Annotated in this window: 13 protein-coding genes and 1 tRNA gene; 3 read left to right on the top strand and 11 right to left on the bottom strand. The window is 67.5% G+C overall.

Annotation, left to right across the window (positions count from 1 at the left end):
- On the bottom strand, positions 1-1,065 hold the full coding sequence (locus VF106_RS10600; RefSeq protein ID WP_330839452.1) for a threonine aldolase family protein: 1,065 nt from the start codon (positions 1,063-1,065) through the stop codon (positions 1-3).
- Between the two features lie 102 nt (positions 1,066-1,167).
- Between VF106_RS10600 and VF106_RS10595 the strand changes: the two genes are divergently transcribed.
- A complete protein-coding gene (locus VF106_RS10595) occupies positions 1,168-1,593 on the top strand; it encodes an NUDIX hydrolase (RefSeq protein WP_330839451.1) in 426 nt (141 codons plus the stop codon).
- A 232-nt stretch (positions 1,594-1,825) separates the two neighbouring features.
- On the opposite strand, the gene VF106_RS10590 is transcribed toward VF106_RS10595, so the two are convergent.
- Positions 1,826-2,944, bottom strand: coding sequence for a hypothetical protein (locus VF106_RS10590; RefSeq protein ID WP_330839450.1), 1,119 nt, complete (start codon positions 2,942-2,944; stop codon positions 1,826-1,828).
- A gap of 543 nt (positions 2,945-3,487) precedes the next feature.
- On the opposite strand from VF106_RS10590, the gene VF106_RS10585 reads away from it, so the two are divergent.
- Entirely contained in the window at positions 3,488-3,778 is a 291-nt protein-coding gene (locus VF106_RS10585; RefSeq protein WP_330839449.1) for a tyrosine-type recombinase/integrase, read from the top strand.
- A gap of 76 nt (positions 3,779-3,854) precedes the next feature.
- On the opposite strand, the gene VF106_RS10580 is transcribed toward VF106_RS10585, so the two are convergent.
- Positions 3,855-3,931 (bottom strand) — tRNA-Thr (locus VF106_RS10580).
- A gap of 90 nt (positions 3,932-4,021) precedes the next feature.
- Here VF106_RS10580 and VF106_RS10575 point away from each other — a divergent pair.
- Positions 4,022-5,803: a hypothetical protein gene (locus VF106_RS10575; RefSeq protein WP_330839448.1), complete on the top strand. Its 1,782-nt coding sequence runs from the start codon at positions 4,022-4,024 to the stop codon at positions 5,801-5,803.
- 245 nt (positions 5,804-6,048) lie between these two features.
- Here the strand turns inward: VF106_RS10575 and VF106_RS10570 are convergent, their stop codons facing one another.
- From VF106_RS10570 to VF106_RS10535, 8 genes are all read right to left on the bottom strand, one after another.
- Positions 6,049-7,245: a DNA polymerase III subunit delta' gene (locus tag VF106_RS10570; protein WP_330839447.1), complete on the bottom strand. Its 1,197-nt coding sequence runs from the start codon at positions 7,243-7,245 to the stop codon at positions 6,049-6,051.
- Between the two features lie 13 nt (positions 7,246-7,258).
- On the bottom strand, positions 7,259-9,367 hold the full coding sequence (locus VF106_RS10565; protein WP_414638921.1) for a bifunctional MFS transporter/dTMP kinase: 2,109 nt from the start codon (positions 9,365-9,367) through the stop codon (positions 7,259-7,261).
- An 88-nt stretch (positions 9,368-9,455) separates the two neighbouring features.
- Positions 9,456-9,932, bottom strand: a complete 477-nt coding sequence (locus tag VF106_RS10560) for a hypothetical protein (RefSeq protein ID WP_330839445.1) — start codon at positions 9,930-9,932, stop codon at positions 9,456-9,458.
- Positions 9,933-9,971: 39 nt separating this feature from the next.
- The gene (locus VF106_RS10555; protein ID WP_330839444.1) at positions 9,972-11,183 is read right to left on the bottom strand and encodes a hypothetical protein; all 1,212 of its coding nucleotides are present in this window, start codon (positions 11,181-11,183) and stop codon (positions 9,972-9,974) included.
- 365 nt (positions 11,184-11,548) lie between these two features.
- On the bottom strand, positions 11,549-14,314 hold the full coding sequence (gene topA / locus VF106_RS10550) for a type I DNA topoisomerase (RefSeq protein WP_330839443.1): 2,766 nt from the start codon (positions 14,312-14,314) through the stop codon (positions 11,549-11,551).
- A 132-nt stretch (positions 14,315-14,446) separates the two neighbouring features.
- A complete protein-coding gene (locus VF106_RS10545) occupies positions 14,447-15,031 on the bottom strand; it encodes a hypothetical protein (protein ID WP_330839442.1) in 585 nt (194 codons plus the stop codon).
- Positions 15,032-15,135: 104 nt separating this feature from the next.
- Entirely contained in the window at positions 15,136-15,717 is a 582-nt protein-coding gene (locus VF106_RS10540; protein ID WP_330839441.1) for a hypothetical protein, read from the bottom strand.
- A 53-nt stretch (positions 15,718-15,770) separates the two neighbouring features.
- Positions 15,771-18,083, bottom strand: coding sequence for a sodium-translocating pyrophosphatase (locus VF106_RS10535; protein ID WP_330839440.1), 2,313 nt, complete (start codon positions 18,081-18,083; stop codon positions 15,771-15,773).
- Positions 18,084-18,212: the final 129 nt, after the last annotated feature.

The following is an 18,212-nucleotide window of genomic DNA, read 5'->3' as shown; positions in this document are numbered from 1 at the left end:
CTACCGTAGAGCGCGCCGCACGAGTTCGTCGATCAACTCCGCAACCTCGCCGGGGGTGAACTCCATCGCGTTCTCACTGATCGTGACCTCGAACCGGCACCGACCGGGCACCGACTCGTCGCGCGCGTAGCTGAAGACCTGCACACCCTGTTCCTCGAGCAACTCGTCCCGCGCCTTGACCGCGGCCGCGGCGTCGACGGGCAGCAGCACGTGGAACAACGCCGTCGGCGGCGGATCCGGCACGACGGCCGCGACACCGGCGGTGTTGATGGCCTTCGCGACCGCGACGGCATGGTCACGGAACGCGGCCATGCGCGGCATGACGTCGTCGAGTCCGATCATGGCGGCGACGGCGAGCGGCCAGGCGTCGGGAAGCGCGCCACCGAGCCGCTGCCGCCAGACCTCGGCCTGACGGATGGTGTCGTCGTCACCAGCGAGGATAGCTCCGCGGACGCCTTCGAGTCCCTTGTAGAGGGAGACGTAGACGGTGTCGAAGAGCCCGGCGATCTCGGCGTGCGGGCGGTCGTAGAACGGCTGCGCCTCCCACAGCCGTGCGCCGTCGAGGTGTGCGGCAGCTCCGCGATCGCGCGCCCACCGGACCTGGTCACCCAACTCCTCCCAGGTCGGAAGGAACCCACCGATCTCGCGCTGGGGCAACTCGATCAGCAAGGCCGCGAGAGGCTCGGTGACCTCGTTCAGGTCATCGAGGGTGAGCGGCCGGACGGCGTCACCGGCGGGGAGGTAGCGCAGCCCGTGCACCGCCGAATAACCACGCATCTCCCACCGGTCGAGGTGGTTCGTGGGATGCGCGGTGAAAGTGAGGCGCCCGGTGCGCTCGGCGTGGATACGCAAGGCGACCTGCTGGGCCATGGTCCCGGACGGGAAGAACAACGCCCGCGGCTTGCCGAGCAGCTCAGCCAGCCGCCGCTCAAGCTGCGCGACGGGCGCGTCGGGCCCGTACAGCTCCGCGTCGGGCGGCATCCGCTCGAGCATGCGGCGCAACATCGTGTGAGGTCGCCGCCGCAGGGGCGCGTGCGCCACGAGCGATCGCCGGATGTCAGGCACGTTGTTCTCCTAGAGTCGACCTTCGGCACCGTATGTCGCGCACCGCCAAGAGGCCACAGGGTTTCCGGAGGAGCAGTGAAGTATCCGATCTCCATCAAGGGCGTGGTCGTCCGCGACGACCGCGTGCTGCTACTGAAGAACGACCGCGACAGGTGGGAGCTCCCCGGCGGCCGCATCGAGCCAGGCGAAACACCGGAACAGTGCGTGGCCCGAGAAGTCGCCGAAGAGACGCGGTGGCAGGTGACGACCGGCCCTCTCCTCGATACGTGGATGTACCACATCGAGAGTGTGGGAGCGCACGTGTTCATCGTGACCTATGGCTGCTACCCCAACAGCGACGGAGCGCCCGTGCTTTCCGCCGAACACTCGGACATCGGCTTGTTCACGTTGAACGAGGTGGCCAACCTCGACATCCCGGAGGGCTACCAACGCTCCATCAGGACGTGGTTTCGTCACCTGACAAGAAAGGGCCCAGACACTCTGACCTGGCCCTGCCTCACCGAGCCGTCTAGGGAAACCGCACCTTGACCTACTCATTATGAGTGACCAATATCACATTCGATAAATCCTTGGTAGGCGTCTGTTTCCAGTCCGTGACTTACGTGGCCTTCTGGACCGCCTGTTCCACGAGTTCGTGTCACGTTTCGCGTCACACCACCCGACGTCTGGCCGCGCATGTTGGCAAACCTACCCGCGCCTCACAAGTACTACAGAAGGTGCTTGCGATAGGTAACATACGGACCATAGGAACATAGTGGAATCAGTTCACTGGATCGTTATATTGGTCACTCCGAGGATCGTAAAGCCTATACCTGTAGAGGGTTGGATCAAATTTCCAGTAATACTGAGGATTAGCCGGCGGCGCTTCAACCTTTAGCCATTCTCCACGTCTGTCACGAATCTTCGTCCTCTTCACCCCTTCGATAGATTCATAATCTGCTTCGATCTCCCAGTTGCAAGTTTTCTTGGAGTGCGCAAAGATATCCATACGCACTGGCGTGGCACCCTTTGTTAGATCCAAGAAATTCTCGTCAAAGTACCGCCCCTCAGGCTCCTCCCACTCCTTCTCTTGAACCATTGCAACTGGTTTCGATGAATCTATGTTGAAGTCTACGCGCCGAATCTCCTCTTCGCCCTGAGTAGTGTTCTCAATATATGTTACCGCCTTCGATTCACGACAACCCTCGGAGCGTGCCCACATCTGAGTAACAGAAGTTGTAGCACTGCGCAATCCGGTGAGGTTAAGTCTCAAATTGACTTCGCCGCCACAAGAAACATCACGCCATGGCCCTTCAGGCCAGCATTGCGCAGGCATGACCGGCCGAGCGCCAAGCCCTCTCAAATACTTGTCGACAGAATCCCGACGCTGCGCCTTCTCCAATACTTCGTCGGCCACATCCATCGTAAAGGGCGCTGTAAATTGCTGGAGGGTAATGGCTTCAGAGTCGGTGAGGGCACGGTCAAGCACCCATGCATATGGTTCATATCCGAGCCTATCCCAATTGTATTCTACAGTTGCCCGGAACGGAGGACTTTCAGAATCTATCGCCGCCTCCGCTTCGTTCTCAGCCCTCTTTGCAGACTCACTATTTGCGTTCTGCACAACCAGTGTGATCACGGTCCCAATGACAGTGACCACCACAAACAAGATCACCTTCCAGGAAATCTTGGCCAAGGCTTTCTTCTTAGGATCCTTCTCCGTGTCTGGCGAAACAACGTCGAGCGCGGAGGAAACCAGCCTCCGCAATCTTCTCAAGATAGACGGTTCAAGCTCAGCAACCTGATCTGCCCGTATCGGCTCGACACTTGCAACTGGCCCCTCTTCCGACGGCTTGGCGTTACCTTTGCCGCCCTGCAACGGCTCGACGTCATCACTCATCAACTCATCACCATGATCAAAATGTTCTCCACACGATGGACTAGTGTTGAGATACCACATCTATCCGACGCCGGAGCCGGATTGAGCCAATCTCAGTCGCTAACCACCCGGCTCGCTCAGCATGGACACGCGCCCCGTCATGCACTCCCTTGGCAGCAAGTGCTACCGCAAGGTCCACTCGAAGTGCCGTTTCGGCACGTGTGAAGGTGGGAACGAGCCGTTCAAGTGCGTCAACAAGCACATTTACCGCTTCGGCATCGCCGAGTCTGGCCAGCGCGTAACCGCACCACCGACCCAGCTGAACGCTCCCCAGCAACAAAACGGCAAGGTCAGGTCGACAGGATCGATCGGCAGGAGCGCTCCACCAGCATCAAACGAACGTCAAGGTTTGGCGCTCAGTGCGGACGGGAGGCGATACCATGACGCGCAAGTCGCGGCGCTCCCTCGCGCTGCCGCAACGTGCCGTGCCGCCTTGCAAGCCCACAGAGAGGCACAGGAGTCATGTCGGCGGCGGCTGGACCGCATTGGAATTACGATGACCTCGTGTTCCCCACGCGGCTAGGTACACAGCAGGATGACGCCAATGTCCGACACGACTTCCGCAGGGTCCTGGACCGGGCAGGCTTGGTCGCCAAGGAGTGGACACCGCGCGAGCTACGCCACAGCTTCGTCTCACTGCTGTCTGACGACGGGATGCCGCTAGAGCAGATCTCGCGTCTCGTTGGCCACAGCGGCACGTCCGTGACGGAGCTGGTCTACCGGAAGCAGATCCGCCCGGCGGTCGAGGACGGCGCGGTTGCCATGGACCGCATCTTCCGAACCGACACGGCCTAGTCACCCAGTTAGCCACCCAGACGCAGGTCTGGCCCCGTCCGGCATGTAGTGGACGGGGCCTGACCTGCGTTTCGCCTGGAGCCGCCTAAGGGAATCGAACCCTTGACCTGCTCATTACGAGTGAGCCGCTCTGGCCGACTGAGCTAAGGCGGCGAGACGGGTCATAGTGTAGCTGGCGCCTCGGCGTCACCTGCAGGCACGGGTCTCGTTAATCAACAGCGGGCGCTGTCGAGGAGGACTGGGATGCGCGGACGGGTGCTTGTCGCGACCGCGGTGGGGCTTGTTGGGCTGGTCATGGGCTTCTCCGCGGCGCCGGCCATTGCGCAGACGGCGACCACCCCTACGCCGACACCGACCGATCCGGCGTCGCCGGGGATGTCGTCTCCTGTGGGGGCCGTGCCGCCTGGACGGGTGGTCGGGGATGCCGGGACAGGGCTCGGGATTCTGCGGATCCTGCCGAACTCGGCGCCGACGAAGACCATCCAGCCTGGGCTCGAGGACAAGTTGCCCAAGCAGGCCGCGGCGGAGCTCGGGTTCGGGCTCGCCTCCGCGCAGGCCAACTCCGAGGCCTACCTGACGTTCGAACGGTCGGTCGCGCAGGCCGCGCCCGGGGGGATCGCCGTCCAGGGTGCGAGTCCGCAGGCGCCTGGTGCGCTTTCCCAGACCGCGTCTCCTGACAACGCCAAGCCGGTGCACGGCGGGTTGACGTTGCCGTCCACGCCGCTCGACACGCTGGTCCGCGCCGGGGTGCTCCAAGGGCAGGTGCACGCACGGTGGAGTGACACCGCCGGCCCGTGTGTCGGCACGATCAGCGACTCGGCTACCGAGGTCGCCAGCCTTTCACTGCTCAACGCGATTCCCACGTTGCCGTCGACCGCCGATCTGACCGGGGTGTTCGACTCGCCCGCCGATGCGGGCGTCGACCAGACGATCGTCGACGGGTTGAAGAAGCTCGGTGGGCCGTTGAGCACGCTCGGCGGCACGTTGTCCGGTGGTTCGAAGCCGGCCGCGGACGGGGCGGGCTCGCTGGTCAGCGTGCCGAACACGCTGTCGGCCCGCTCGGTGGTGCGGCTGGTCGACATTCCCGGATCGCCGAACAAGGCGGTGCAGTCGACGTCGACCATGCAGGTCGCCAACGTGAAACTGCTCGCTGGGACGCCGTTCGAGATCCAGATCAGGGTGGTCAGCCAGCCGACGCTGGAGGTCACCTCGACCGGCGACGAGCAGACGTCGAGCGTTCGGTACACCGCGCCCGTGCTGGCGGTCGAGCAGGGTGGGCAGAGCCTTGGGCAGCTGGACGCGGCGCACCCGACCCTTGACGTCCCGATCGGGCTCCCGCTCGCGCCGGGGGCACCGAACCTCCCGATCGTCGGTGCGCTGCTGGCGAACGGGCAGCAGGCGACGGCCGCACTGAACCGGCTGGATCTCGGGGTGATCCGGTTGGGGGTGGCGCAGCTCGACCAGCGTGGGATGGCGATGACGACGCCGTTCAAGGGATTCCAGCTGGGGGCCACGGCACGGATGCTGGACCTGCAGGTGCTGCCGACGCAGGCGCTGGGGTTGCCGAACCTGCCGTCGGCGCTGGCGCAGGTGTCGCTGGGTGAGCAGGTGGCTCGGGCGTACGCGCCGGCGGGTGGCGTGGTGTGCCAGACCTTCGAGCAACCGGCGCCGCCGCCGACGCCCAAGCCGCAGGGCCGGGCACCGACACAGCTGGCCTACACGACGATGGCTTACAAGACGATCCCGCTGTTCTGGACGGGGACCGCGCTGCTGCTGGTCGGCGTCGTGCTGGTGGCGGCGTTGCCGAGGGTGCACGGGGTGCTCGTGGCGGATGGGGTGCCGGATGAGCCGGCCGCCCCCGAGGAGGACGAGACCGAGGATCGCTCACCGGATCCGGCTGACGACTCACCGGACGAGGCGGCGGTGACCTCCAACGAGGACACAGACGGGGTGGAGGATCCGTCTTCTGAGACGCCTGGCAACGGACCGGCCGAAGAAACCTCGAAGGACGCGACCGAATCCTGATCAGCGGCACCGGATTCGCCGTGACCGCTCTGGTGCCGGCGCTCCAAAACGCTGCTCCGGCAGGTGAAGGGCTTGGCCTCCGGCCCCCGGTTCAACGCTACGGCACGGTGCCGACAGTGGGCGGTTGGTGAGGGGTGCCGGGCGGGCGGGTGTCCACAGGTGGTCTGGTTGTCCACAGGTTGCGGGCTGGTCGGCGGGGAATGTCGGTCCCGCCCACTAACGCTGGTGATCGGGGGCGGCCGCCCTCAGCCCTGGTACAGCACGGACACCATGGCTTCTATCGCGATTCTTGGCTTCACGTTCAGTTCCATGGCCTCTCGGCACGTGAGCACGGCCTCCAGGCGGCGCAGCGTCGACTCCGGTGTCCACTTGTCGGCCGCCTGCTTTGAGTCGCGTTCGCGGTCCGGGTGGGTCAGGGTTGTCTGGCTGCCTGACGAGACCACCAGCACGTCACGGTAGAAGCCGGCCAGGTCCACCAGGGCCAGGTCGATCGCGTCGCGTTGGGTTCTTGTGGCTCGGCTTTTCTGGCGGCGTTCCAACTCCTTGATCGCGGCGGCGCTGCCCCTTGTCGCGCTCGCCGTGCCCTTGCCTGTGCCGCCGTGGCCCAAGGCCGTCTTGAGGGCTTCTTTTTCCGCTTCGTCGCGGGTGCCGCTTACCTCGGTCGCGTCTGCTTCCGCTGCTTTTACCAGGTCGTCGGCGCAGTCGAAGACATCCGCGAGGCTTCTCAGGTTCAGGGGAATGCGCAGGACGGCTTCTCGGCGGGCGCGGGCCGCCTCGTCCGTGGCCAGGCGCCTTGCCCGGCCCACGTGGCCGCCGCAGACCGAGGCCGCCCACGTGGCCATCGACGGTTCGATGCCGTCGCGGGTCTGCAGGACTTCCGCGATCGCCGGGGCCGCAGGGGTGCGCAGGCCCAGGTGGCGGCACCTCGACCGGATCGTCACCGGCACGTCCTCCGGGTGGTCGGAGGGCGCCGCCAGCAGGAAGACCGTGCGTTCCGGGGGCTCCTCCACCGCTTTCAGCAGCGCGTTCGCCGCGCCTTCCGTCAGGCGGTCGGCGTCGGTGATGATCACTACCTGCCAGCGGGCGCCGGTTGGTCTGCGGGCCGAGATCTGGACCAGCGCGCGCATTTCCGCCACGGAGATCGACAGGCCTTCCGGCTCCACGAAGTGGACATCCGCGTGGGTTCCGGCCATGGCCGTGCGACAACCCGCGCACGCGCCGCATCCGGAACCGGTGTCACACTGCAACGCGGCCGCGAACGCCTTCGCCGCGACCGAACGGCCCGAGCCCGGTGGGCCTGTGAACAGCCACGCGTGCGCGACCGCCGACGTCGAACCGCCGGCGAACGTGCCGTCCACCATCGAGGCGGCCACCGTGGCCGATGCCCTGAGCACCGCCACGGCTTCCGGCTGGCCGACGACCTGCGACCACACGGTGCTCAAACCAAGCCTCCGACTATGTCGCCCGGACCACTACAGGGTCGAGGCTATCGCTCGGCAGGAACTTGGCCAGTCGCTGGCCGGCCAACGCCGTCTGCACCGCGAGCCGAACCCGCAGGGCCACCTGCTCCGGGGTCCCGTCGGCGTCCACCACCACATAGCGATCCGGGTCGGCGGACGCCATCTCCGTGAGCACCCGCTGCACGTGCCAGTGATGTGCGGCAGGGCGTGACATCGGCGAATCCTCGTCGATGGTGCTCGGGTCGCGGTCAAGCAGGATCGTGAGGTCCGGGCGCAGTCGTGCCGTCGCCCAGTCCGCGAGTCCCTCCAGCTCCGACGGGTCCAGGCCGGCGACCGCCGACAGGTGCGCCAGCGGGCTGTCGACGAACCGCTCCATCACCACGAGCGCGCCACGCTCCAGCGCCGGCCTGATCTGGCGCTCCACGATGTCCGCCCGGACCGCGGCCGCCACCAGCGCGTGCGCCCTGGCACCCGTCAACTGCGCGCCCGACAGGACGGACTGCAGCCGGTGGTCGTCGAGCGCCGGGTCGGTGGCGAGCAGGACCTCCTTGGCCCCCGGCCGTTTCAGCCAGTCGCCCAGCAGGTGGGCCTGCATCGACGTGTCCGCGGCCGTGTCGCCCTCAACCGCGATCAGGAGCCCGGTCGACCTGCGTTGCTTGCGGCGAATCGCGTTGAGCAGGTCGGACAGGATCGGCTCGGTGCGCCGGTCGTCCATCTGCCGGTAGGCGATCACGCCCACCAACGCGGCGATCAGGCCGGCCCCCAGCAGCACCGGGCGGGAGCCGTCGATTTCCATCTCCCGGCCCCACACGCTGACGTTCTGCTTCTGGAACAGGCCGATCAGCAGCGGCGTCACCATGACCGAGACCGCCAGGATGACCTTCATCAGCGCCTGGTAGATCGCGTTGATGCGGCCACGGATCGCGTCCTCGATCTGCGTGCCGATGATCGTCACGCCGGTCAGGAACGCGGCGCCGGCACACGCGCCGACGATCATCACGGTGATCAGCGACACGATCAGGTGCGGCGAGAGCGCCACCAGCGCCAGCGCGATGCCGGCGAGCACGATGGCGATGCCGAACAGCCGGTTGTGGGGAAGCCGCTGGGCGAGCTTCGGGGAACCGGCCATGCCGGTCGCGAGCCCGACGAACATGGCCACGAACAGCAGGCCGAACGTCGACTCCCCACCGTTCAGGCTGTCCGCGTACACCCTGGCCGAGCCGACGAGCGCGCCGGCCGCCGCGAACGCGCCGACCATGCCCACCAACAGTCCGCGGACGATCGGCGTACTTCGGACGAACCTGGCCGCGTCCCGGGCCATGGCCGTGAAGCCCTGCTTCTCGCCCGAGGTCTTCTTCCGGTCGGCCTTCTGCGCCTCGGCGAGCGGGGTGTCCCGCAGCGACAGCTCGGGGATCCTGGTGGCGACGAGGATCGCGCTGGTCAGGTACAGCAGCCCGTTGATGACCAGGATGATCTTGGCGATGCCGAGGCCCTGCGGGTCGGGCTGGATGTGCAGGTTCGTGGTGATGCCGGTGATCGCCGAGTACAGGCCGGCGCCGCTGATCACCGCGAGCCCGTAGGTCATCACCATGCCGAGCTGGTTGGCCGTCTCGACCTGGTCCGGGCGGCGCAGCAGGTTCGGCACCGCCGCGTCCTTCGACGGGATCCACATCATCGCGCAGCAGCCGATGAGGAAGTTGCCGACGAACAGCCACAACGGCGAACCGACGACAGCGATCGAGACGAACAACCCGCACCGCAGCACGTCGCACACGACCATGACCTTGCGGCGGTCGAAGCGGTCCGCGAACAGGCCGCCGAGTGGCGCGAACAGGAGCCCGGGCAGCAGCTGCGTGAGCACGACGCCCGCGAAGGCGAAGCTCTTCGCCCGGTAGTCCTCCGTCAGCGTGGTGACCAGGCCAGCCAGTGCAAGCAGTGACAACCAGTCACCAACACTGCACAGGTAGGTGACACCCCACAGTCTGCGGAACGCCCTGATCGCCAACACACTCCGCGCACGGTGCGTGATGGAAGCGTTCGACTCGGCACGTGGCCTCCCGCCACTGCCCGACTCTGTGCTCACACCCCCGCTGATGCCTGCCACCCCATCTCCCACGAAGCCCCGCGCGCCTTCAGGGTAACCAGCACGCGCGCGGGTAAAGTAACGCGGCTTAGCTGAGAGTGCTGAGGGTTCAGTTGAAGAGGGACGCGATCGTGTCGATGAGGCTGGCCAGCATCACGATCGCGAGCACCGCCATCACAAGCAGTAACAGTCCGACTGCGGTGAGGCCGGGCGACCAGCGGGTGCGGGGTGGCCGGACGGCTCGCTGAGGCGGGATCTCGGCCGGGACGAGACCCTGCCGGGGTGGGGGCATCGGAACACCCGCCGGCGGTGTGAGGAGTTTCTCGGTCGGCGCAGGCGCCGGCTTCGGCGCGGGGGCCTTCCTCGGCGCACCGGGCAGCAGGTCCACCCGCAGCTCGGAGTTCTCGTCCAGCACGGACTCCATGGCCGTGCGGACCTTCTCGATGTCCGGCGCCGCCGGCTCGACCACCCGGACGCGGACCGCCTCACCGTCGTACTTGCCGCCGGTCACCAGGCCGGACAGCGGGTCGGCCATCAGCGGCGGCGGACCAGGATCCTGGGTGCCGTCGTGATTCCAGCTCGCCATGTCGACTCCCTGTCGTGACGATGCATACCTCATACAAGACTAAGAGGCATTCCCGCGTCGGGCGAGATAAACCTGACGGGCCGCGAGGCTGACCCGGACATCGGCCAGCAGCGGCTCGAAGAACGCCTCCCGGTAGTGCTGGTCGGTGGCCGCCGACGCGGCGAAGTAGAGCCCGGAGAACGCCGCCAGGAACAGGGAGACCTGCACGAGCACGGCGGGCAACGGCAGATAGATCTTGAAGAGCGTGCCGGACACCTTCGACTTGCCGTCGCCGACCCACGAGTCGATCACCGGACCGTCGATGGCGAGCGCGCCGAGCGCGACCAGTACGCAGAACACAAGGACGGTGAGCACCAGGATCTGCAGCAGCTGTGCGACGAACAACACCAGCGTGACGTTCGCCCGCTCGCGCCGGCCTAGGGGCAACGCGTCGATCGGTCCGCTGGCCACGGCACCGGCGAGTGGCGTGTCCCGCAGCACGGTGGCCAGGTCGTCGACCTTGTCGTTCGCGACCTTGTCGATCATCTTCTTCAGCTCTTCGTCGAGCCGGGCCGCCATGAACAGCACGCCGAGCACGCCGAACAGCGCCACGACCAGCCACAACCGCCAGCGCGGCAGAGCTTCGGCGACCTGCCACATCTCGGCGGAGAAGAACGCGAAGATGACGACGAGGACGAGCAGCGGCAGGGCCTTCGTGGCCATCCGGCCGACGGTGCTCAGCTCGGCGACCGCCTTGCGCAGCCCCCACGCGAGGATCGAGCCGGCACCCGCCCACACGAAGAAGAGCATGAGAAACGTCACACCGACGTTGATCGTGAGCGACAGCCACAGCCGGTCCCGCAGCCCGCTCCACCAGTCGACGACCGGCAGGACGACGACGTTGAGCAGGAGCACGACGCGGGCGAGCACCCAGCGACCCGGGCCGGACAGCGCCCGCATCCACATCGAGACCAGCCAGCCGAAGAGAATCGGTACGACGACGGCGGCGACGAGCAGCGCGAGCAGCACGAACACGTAGGCGGTGTTGGCCATGCGCCGCTCCAGCTCGGCCTGCGGCACGTCGAGCAGCCAGGTGACCAGCGTGAGCACCGGGTCCATGACCAGCACGAACACCAGGGCCGGCACGGCACGCTGCAGCAGCCGCGACCCCTGCTCGTCACCACGCACGAACAGCGGCAGACCACGACGGCGGAACCAGGCCTCGACAGCCCGCCGGTCGAAGCCGGGCTGAGCCGTCACCAATTCGGTCATCGCAGCCCCGCTCCGCCACGACGCTGTTTCAGCGACTGGTTGCGAAAAAGTCTCCGAACGGCCCCAGATGGTTGCGTAGGCATCCCCCACCCGTACCCGGGGGGCCACCCCGAGGCCATCGTACCAAGCGGCGGAGACAAAACCCCTGGTCGTGGCGGCCTGTGGACAACTTTCGCCGACGAGTTCGAGCGAATGGGACACTCGTGCGCCGGCCGGAGCCTCGACGACCCGGTTCGGTGCCGTTTCACCGGCCTGGGGTGGCGAAACCCCTGGTCAGTTCGGGCCATCCGGCTGTTCCCTGTCATGGCCTCCCCCGATCACCCCGTTCGGATGATCGGGAACGGTAGCGAACCGGGGTCCGCGGGTCAGGACTTGGTCTTCGTCGCCGGACGTTTCGCCGGGGCCTTCTTCGGGGCGGTCTTCGTGGTCGCCTTGCGGGTCGTGCGTTTCGGGGCCGGGCCCTTCTCGCGCTTCTCCGCCAGCAGCTCGGCCGCCCGCTCGTCCGTGAGCGTCTCCACGCTGTCGGACTTGCGCAGCGACGCGTTGAACTCGCCGTCGGTGACGTACGGGCCCCAGCGGCCCTCCTTCACCACCATCGGCTTGCCCGACACCGGGTCGTTGCCCAGTTCCTTCAGCGGCGGGGTCGCGGCGGCTGCCTGGCGGCCGCGGCGCTTGGGCTCCGCGTACAGCTTCAGCGCCTCGTCGAGGGTGACCGTGAAGATGTCGTCCTCACCGCCCAGTGACCGCGAGTCCGTGCCCTTCTTCAGGTACGGGCCGTAGCGGCCGTTCTGCGCGGTGATCTCCTCGCCGCTGGCCGGGTCGGTGCCGACCACACGCGGCAGCGACAGCAGCTTCAGCGCGTCGTCCAGCGTGACCGACTCGATGGACATCGACTTGAACAGCGAGCCCGTCCTCGGCTTGGCGGCCTTCTTGGCCTTGGCGTCCTCAGGCTCCGGCAGGATCTCCGTCACGTACGGGCCGAAGCGGCCCTCCTTGGCGACGATCTCGTGCCCGGTCACCGGGTCCTTGCCCAGTGAGCGGCCCTCGACCGGGGTCGCGAACAGCTTCTCGGCGAGCTCGAGGCTCAGCTCGTCCGGCGCCAGGTCCTCCGGCAGGTTCGCGCGCTGCGGCTCGCCGTTGTCGCCGTCCCGCTCCAGGTAGGGGCCGTAGCGGCCCACACGTACGACGATCGCGCGGCTCTGCTCGTCGGTGAACAGCGGGATCGAGTTGATCTCCCGGGCGTCGATCGTGTCGACACCCGAGCCGACCAGCTTCTTCAGCCCGCCGCTGCGGCCGACCGAGCCCTCCTTGCCGACCTCGCCGCCGAAGTAGAACCCGGAGAGCCACTGCGTGCGCTGCTGCTCACCTGCGGCGATGCGGTCGAGCTCGTCCTCCATGGCGGCGGTGAAGTCGTAGTCGACCAGCCGGCCGAAATGCCGCTCCAGCAGCCCGACCACGGAGAACGCGATCCAGGACGGCACCAGCGCGGAGCCCTTCTTCCACACGTAGCCGCGGTCCTGGATGGTGTTGATGATCGACGCGTACGTCGACGGGCGGCCGATCCCCAGCTCCTCGAGCGCCTTGACCAGGCTGGGCTCGGTGTAGCGGGGCGGCGGCGACGTGGTGTGGCCGTCCGGGTTCAGCTCGGTCGCGGTCAGCGGCTGGTCCTTGACCAGCTGCGGCAGCCTGCGCTCCGCGTCGTCGGCCTCGCCGCCCTCCTCGGTGTCCACGGTCTCGACGTAGGCCCGCAGGAAGCCGGGGAAGGTGATCGTGCGGCCGGACGCGGCGAACGTGCACTCCTCGCCGCTCGCGGCCGTGCCGGTGATGCGGACGCTCATCGTGGTGCCGCGGGCGTCGGCCATCTGCGAGGCGACCGTGCGCTGCCAGATCAGCTCGTACAGGCGGAACTCGTCGGACTCCAGCTCACCAGCCACCTGGCCGGGCGTGCGGAACACCTCACCGGCGGGGCGGATGGCCTCGTGCGCCTCCTGGGCGTTCTTGACCTTGCGGGTGTACTGCCGCGGCTGCGGCGAGACGTACGCCTCGCCGTACAGCTCACGGGCCTGCGCACGGGCCGCCGCGATCGCCGTCTCGGACAGCGTCGTGGAGTCGGTACGCATGTACGTGATGTAGCCGTTCTCGTACAGGCGCTGGGCGACCCGCATCGTGCGGTCCGAGCCGAAGCGCAGCTTGCGGCCGGCCTCCTGCTGCAGCGTGGAGGTCATGAACGGCGCGTACGGACGGCGGGTGTACGGCTTCTCCTCGACCGAGGCGACGGCCATCGCCTGGCCGGTCAGCGCGTCGGCGAGACGCCTCGCGTCGGCCTCGGCGAGGACGAGTGAGTTGTTCTTCAGCTGGCCGTCCGGGCCGAAGTCGCGGCCGGTGGCGAGCTTGTTGCCGTCGATCGCGACGAGCCGGGCGCCGAACGCCCTCGGCTCGGCGTCCTCGCCAGCGTCGAGCCTGGCGGAGATGTCCCAGTACGAGGCCGAGACGAACTTCATCCGCTCACGCTCGCGGTCCACCACGATGCGGGTGGCGACCGACTGCACGCGGCCGGCGGACAGGCCGCGGGTGATCTTCTTCCACAGGACCGGGCTGACCTCGTAGCCGTAGAGACGGTCGAGGATGCGGCGGGTCTCCTGCGCGTCGACCAGGTCCTGGTCGAGGGCCCGGGTGTTGTCCGCGGCGGCGCGGATGGCCGACTCGGTGATCTCGTGGAAGACCATCCGGCGGACCGGGACCTTCGGCTTGAGCGCCTCGAGCAGGTGCCACGCGATGGCCTCGCCCTCGCGGTCGCCGTCTGTCGCGAGGTAGAGCTCGTCGACGGTCTTCAGCGCTTCCTTCAACTCGGTGACGGTCGACTTCTTGTCCGGTGTGACGATGTAGATGGGCTCGAAGCCGTTGTCGACGTTGACGCCGAGGTTGGACCACGACTCGCCCTTGTACTTGGCTGGCACCTCGGCCGCCTTGCGGGGCAGGTCGCGGATGTGGCCGCGAGACGACTCCACGACGAAGTTCCGGCCGAGGTAGGAAGCGATCTTCTTCGCCTTCGCAGGCGACTCGACGATCACCAACCGCCTCGGCTCGGCACCTGCCGAGCCGCTCTTCTTCGTCCCGTTAGACCCTGCCACGCCGTCCCGCTCTCCGCTCCGAGCTTGTTCTCAGCTCGCTAGTGTGCACGTTGCACACGGTGATACCTACCCCCAGGTGCCTCGCAGCACACTTTCGCACCAAAAGCACGAACCGTTACCTGGGTAGCACGTTCACGCGCTTCGCCGCACCCCGGATACCACCGGCCAGTCTGCCTCCGCGTCCCCCGACGGCGGCCTGCCGACCAGTTCAGCGAGCCTCCCGAGTCGCCGACGGCCGGATATACGCAGGCCTGCCCCATGCAGGGTAGCGGGCAGCCCGGCGTTCCCGAGCGCCCCTCTCACGGTGTCATACGTGTCCGGCGCGTCTGGGTCGAGGCCCAGCAGGTAACTTTCCGCGAGCCAGCCGCCGGCGGCGAGCACCCAAAGTCGTAACGCTCCGCCATCGAGGGTTAGTCCGGAAGGGGCGAACTTCTCGCCTTCCTTCGTCCACTCCTCGGCAAGTGAGAGCAGGTCGGCCCGGAAGGCGGTGCGCACGCCGTGCTGGCCTTCCTCGGTGACCGTGTGTGTGGCTTCGATGCCGCGCTCAGCCAGCGCCCGCACCATCGCCCGCGCCCGCCACGGCTGCTCCAGCGGCAGCGTCAGACGCGCGGCGGTCCGGCCGAACTCGGCCAGCTGGCCACGGCAGCACAGCAGACCGGCGAGATCACCGGCATGTGGCCGGTTGGCCTCGGCGGAATAGAACGAGAGCTGCGCCACCTGGCCAAGGATAGAACACCCGTTCGATCTCGGCCAGGGTGTAGCGCCCCCGGAAATGACCATGGGCCCGACGCGCGCGCCGGGCCCATGGGGTCATGCCTCGGTCAGGTCGTCGGCGAGGACGAGCCCGACTCGAGCTCCTGGCAGGCAGGAGCGTCGTTGTACGCGGCGTTGAGCTCCTCGTTGTCCGAGAAGGCCGACGTCGGGTCCATCGAGCTCAGGGCCTGCAGGTCCTGAACGGCCGCCGCGGCCGCCGCCTGGAACGCGGCGGGGTCGTCGACCGGCGCCGCCTCGATCTTGGACTTGGCGCTGGTCACCGACTCCTTGGCGGTGCCGATCTGGTCGATGAAGCTCTTGACGGCCTCGTCACCACCGTCGACCGGCGGGGTGCCGGCACCCTCGACCGCGCTGGCCATGCCGTCGAGCGAGGTCTCCAGCGTGCCCAGGTAGGTGACCAGTCCGTCCTTGGCCGCCTGCGGGTTGCTCTGGTCGAGCTCCGGCGTGGTGGTCAGGGCGGACACCTCGTCCTTGATCCCCGAGCACACCTCGTCGGCCCACGCGACGGCCTCGCTGTCGCCGCCGGTGGCCTCCTCGCTGGTCGAGGTCGTGTCGGAGGAGGTGGTGGTGCTACCGCTCCCGCCGCCGTCGCTGCAGCTGGTCACGACGAATGCCAGAAGTACTGCCACAATTCCTGTGGTCAGCCGAGTCATGAATTTCCTCTCAGTAGGTCGGGTTCCGCTCAGGCGGCACCGTTGGCCACGGCCTCCGCCGGGTTCTCCGCGATCGCCGTGCCGCGCCGCTTGGACACGACCACGGCACCCACGATGAGCAGCACCGCGACGATGGCGATGACGATCCGCACCGGGGCACTCGCGTCATCGCCGATGGAGAGTGTGACGATGGCCGGCGCGATCAGCAGCGAGACCAGGTTCATCACCTTGATCAGCGGGTTGATCGCCGGGCCCGCGGTGTCCTTGAACGGGTCACCCACGGTGTCGCCGATAACGGTGGCGGCGTGAGCCTCTGAGCCCTTGCCGCCGTGGTTGCCGTCCTCGACGAGCTTCTTCGCGTTGTCCCACGCACCACCCGAGTTGGCCAGGAAGATCGCCATCAGCGTGCCGCACGCGATGGCGCCGGCCAGGTAACCGGCCAGCGGACCGGTGCCGAGACCGAAACCGACCGCGATCGGCGCGAGCACGGCGAGCAGGCCGGGGGTGGCGAGCTCACGCAGCGAGTCACGGGTGACCATGTCCACCACGCGGCCGTACTCCGGACGGACGGTGCCTTCCATGATGCCGGGGTTCTCGTGGAACTGGCGCCGCACCTCGAACACGACCGCACCCGCGGCACGGGACACCGCGTTGACCGCGAGACCCGAGAACATGAACACGACCGCGGCGCCGATGATGATGCCGACCAGCACGTTCGGGCTGAACACGTCGAACAGGAACGAGTTCGGCAGCACGTCGCCCATCGACTGGCCGACGTCGCCCACCGCCTCGGTGATCGCCGTCAGGTAGGAACCGAACAGCGCGGTCGCGGCGAGCACGGCGGTCGCGATCGCGATGCCCTTGGTGATGGCCTTGGTGGTGTTGCCCACCGCGTCCAGCTCGGTCAGGATCGCCGCGCCCTCGCCCTCGACGTCACCGGACATCTCGGCGATGCCCTGCGCGTTGTCGGAGACGGGACCGAACGTGTCCATCGCGACGATGACGCCGACGGTGGTGAGCAGACCGCAGCCGGCGAGCGCCACCGCGAACAGTGCCACGAACAGCGAACCGGACAGCAGGAACGCGCCGTAGACCGCGCCGGCGATGACGAGTGCGGTATAGACCGCGGACTCGAAGCCGACCGAGATACCGGACAGGATCACGGTCGCCGGGCCCGTCAGCGAGGTCTTGCCGACGTCCTTGACCGGCTTGTACTCGGTGCCCGTGAAGTAGCCGGTGAGCCACAGGATGACACCGGCGAGCACGATGCCGATGATCACCGCGACGGTCGCGATGACCGCCGGGCTGCCCGGGGTGTTCGGCGCGGAGACGCCGTCCAGGTCGGCGAACGAGTTCGGCAGGAAGATGAACGCGGCGGCCGTGCACAGCACCGCCGACAGCACCGCGGACGCGTAGAACGACTTGTTGATCGAGGTCAGGCCGCTCTCGCCGACCTTGGCCTTGGTCAGGTAGACACCGGCCACGGCCGTGATCGCACCGAGCGCGGGCACGATCAGCGGGAACAGCAGACCCTGCGCGCCGAACGCCGTCGAGCCGAGGATCAGCGCGGCGACCAGGGTCACCGCGTAGGACTCGAACAGGTCGGCGGCCATGCCGGCGCAGTCGCCCACGTTGTCACCGACGTTGTCGGCGATCGTGGCGGCGTTGCGCGGGTCGTCCTCCGGGATACCCTGCTCGACCTTGCCGACCAGGTCGGCGCCCACGTCCGCGGCCTTGGTGAAGATGCCGCCGCCGACACGCATGAACATCGCGATCAGCGCGGCGCCGAAGCCGAAGCCCTCGAGCACCTTCGGCGCGTCACCTGCGTAGACCAGCACGACGATCGCCGCGCCGAACAGGCCGAGACCGACGGTCGACATGCCGACCACGCCACCGGTGCGGAACGCGACGCGCATGGCGGTCTCGCGGCCGCCCTGCTCACGCGAGGCCGCGGCGACGCGCAGGTTGGCCTGCGTCGCGAGCCACATGCCGAGGTAGCCGATGGCGAACGAGAACACCGCGCCGACGATGAAGAACAGGGACCGGCCGATCCTCTCCCCCCAACCGTCGGCCGGAAGGAAGAACAGCACCACGAAGACGATCACACCGAAGATCGCCAGCGTGTTGCGCTGCCGTTTCAGGTAGGCGTTCGCGCCCTCCTGCACCGCTTTGGCGATGTCCTGCATCTTGGCGGTGCCCTGGCCGGCGGCCAGCACCTCCTTGAGCAGCACGTAACCAACGGCCAAGGCGGCGAGAGCGATCACGGCGACCACGACGACGATGCCGCGATCACCGCCGGTCAGCGTAGGACCGCCCTCCGCCGCTAGTACTTGCCAGGACATCTGGCCTCCTGGTTCTGCCCGCCGTGGCGCGGTTTCCGCGATCGCCGAGGACCGCCGCAATCGTCCTTTGGAGACGGGTGCGCCACCAGGGGTGTTTGATGGGACGTCGGCGGAGTCTATTGGTTGGAC

Source organism: Actinophytocola sp. (assembly GCF_036378875.1).
GTDB lineage: Bacteria > Actinomycetota > Actinomycetes > Mycobacteriales > Pseudonocardiaceae > Actinophytocola.
The sequence above is the reverse complement of the archived record's forward strand: the minus strand, read 5'-3'. Positions and strand labels throughout refer to the sequence as shown.

Bases quoted from the DNA above. Each gene is read 5' to 3' on its own strand.
- VF106_RS10590 (WP_330839450.1), bottom strand. From the start codon at position 2,944: ATGAGTGATGACGTCGAGCCGTTGCAGGGCGGCAAAGGTAACGCCAAG.
- VF106_RS10575 (WP_330839448.1), top strand. From the start codon at position 4,022: ATGCGCGGACGGGTGCTTGTCGCGACCGCGGTGGGGCTTGTTGGGCTG.
- VF106_RS10560 (WP_330839445.1), bottom strand. From the start codon at position 9,932: ATGGCGAGCTGGAATCACGACGGCACCCAGGATCCTGGTCCGCCGCCG.
- VF106_RS10555 (WP_330839444.1), bottom strand. From the start codon at position 11,183: ATGACCGAATTGGTGACGGCTCAGCCCGGCTTCGACCGGCGGGCTGTC.
- VF106_RS10535 (WP_330839440.1), bottom strand. From the start codon at position 18,083: ATGTCCTGGCAAGTACTAGCGGCGGAGGGCGGTCCTACGCTGACCGGC.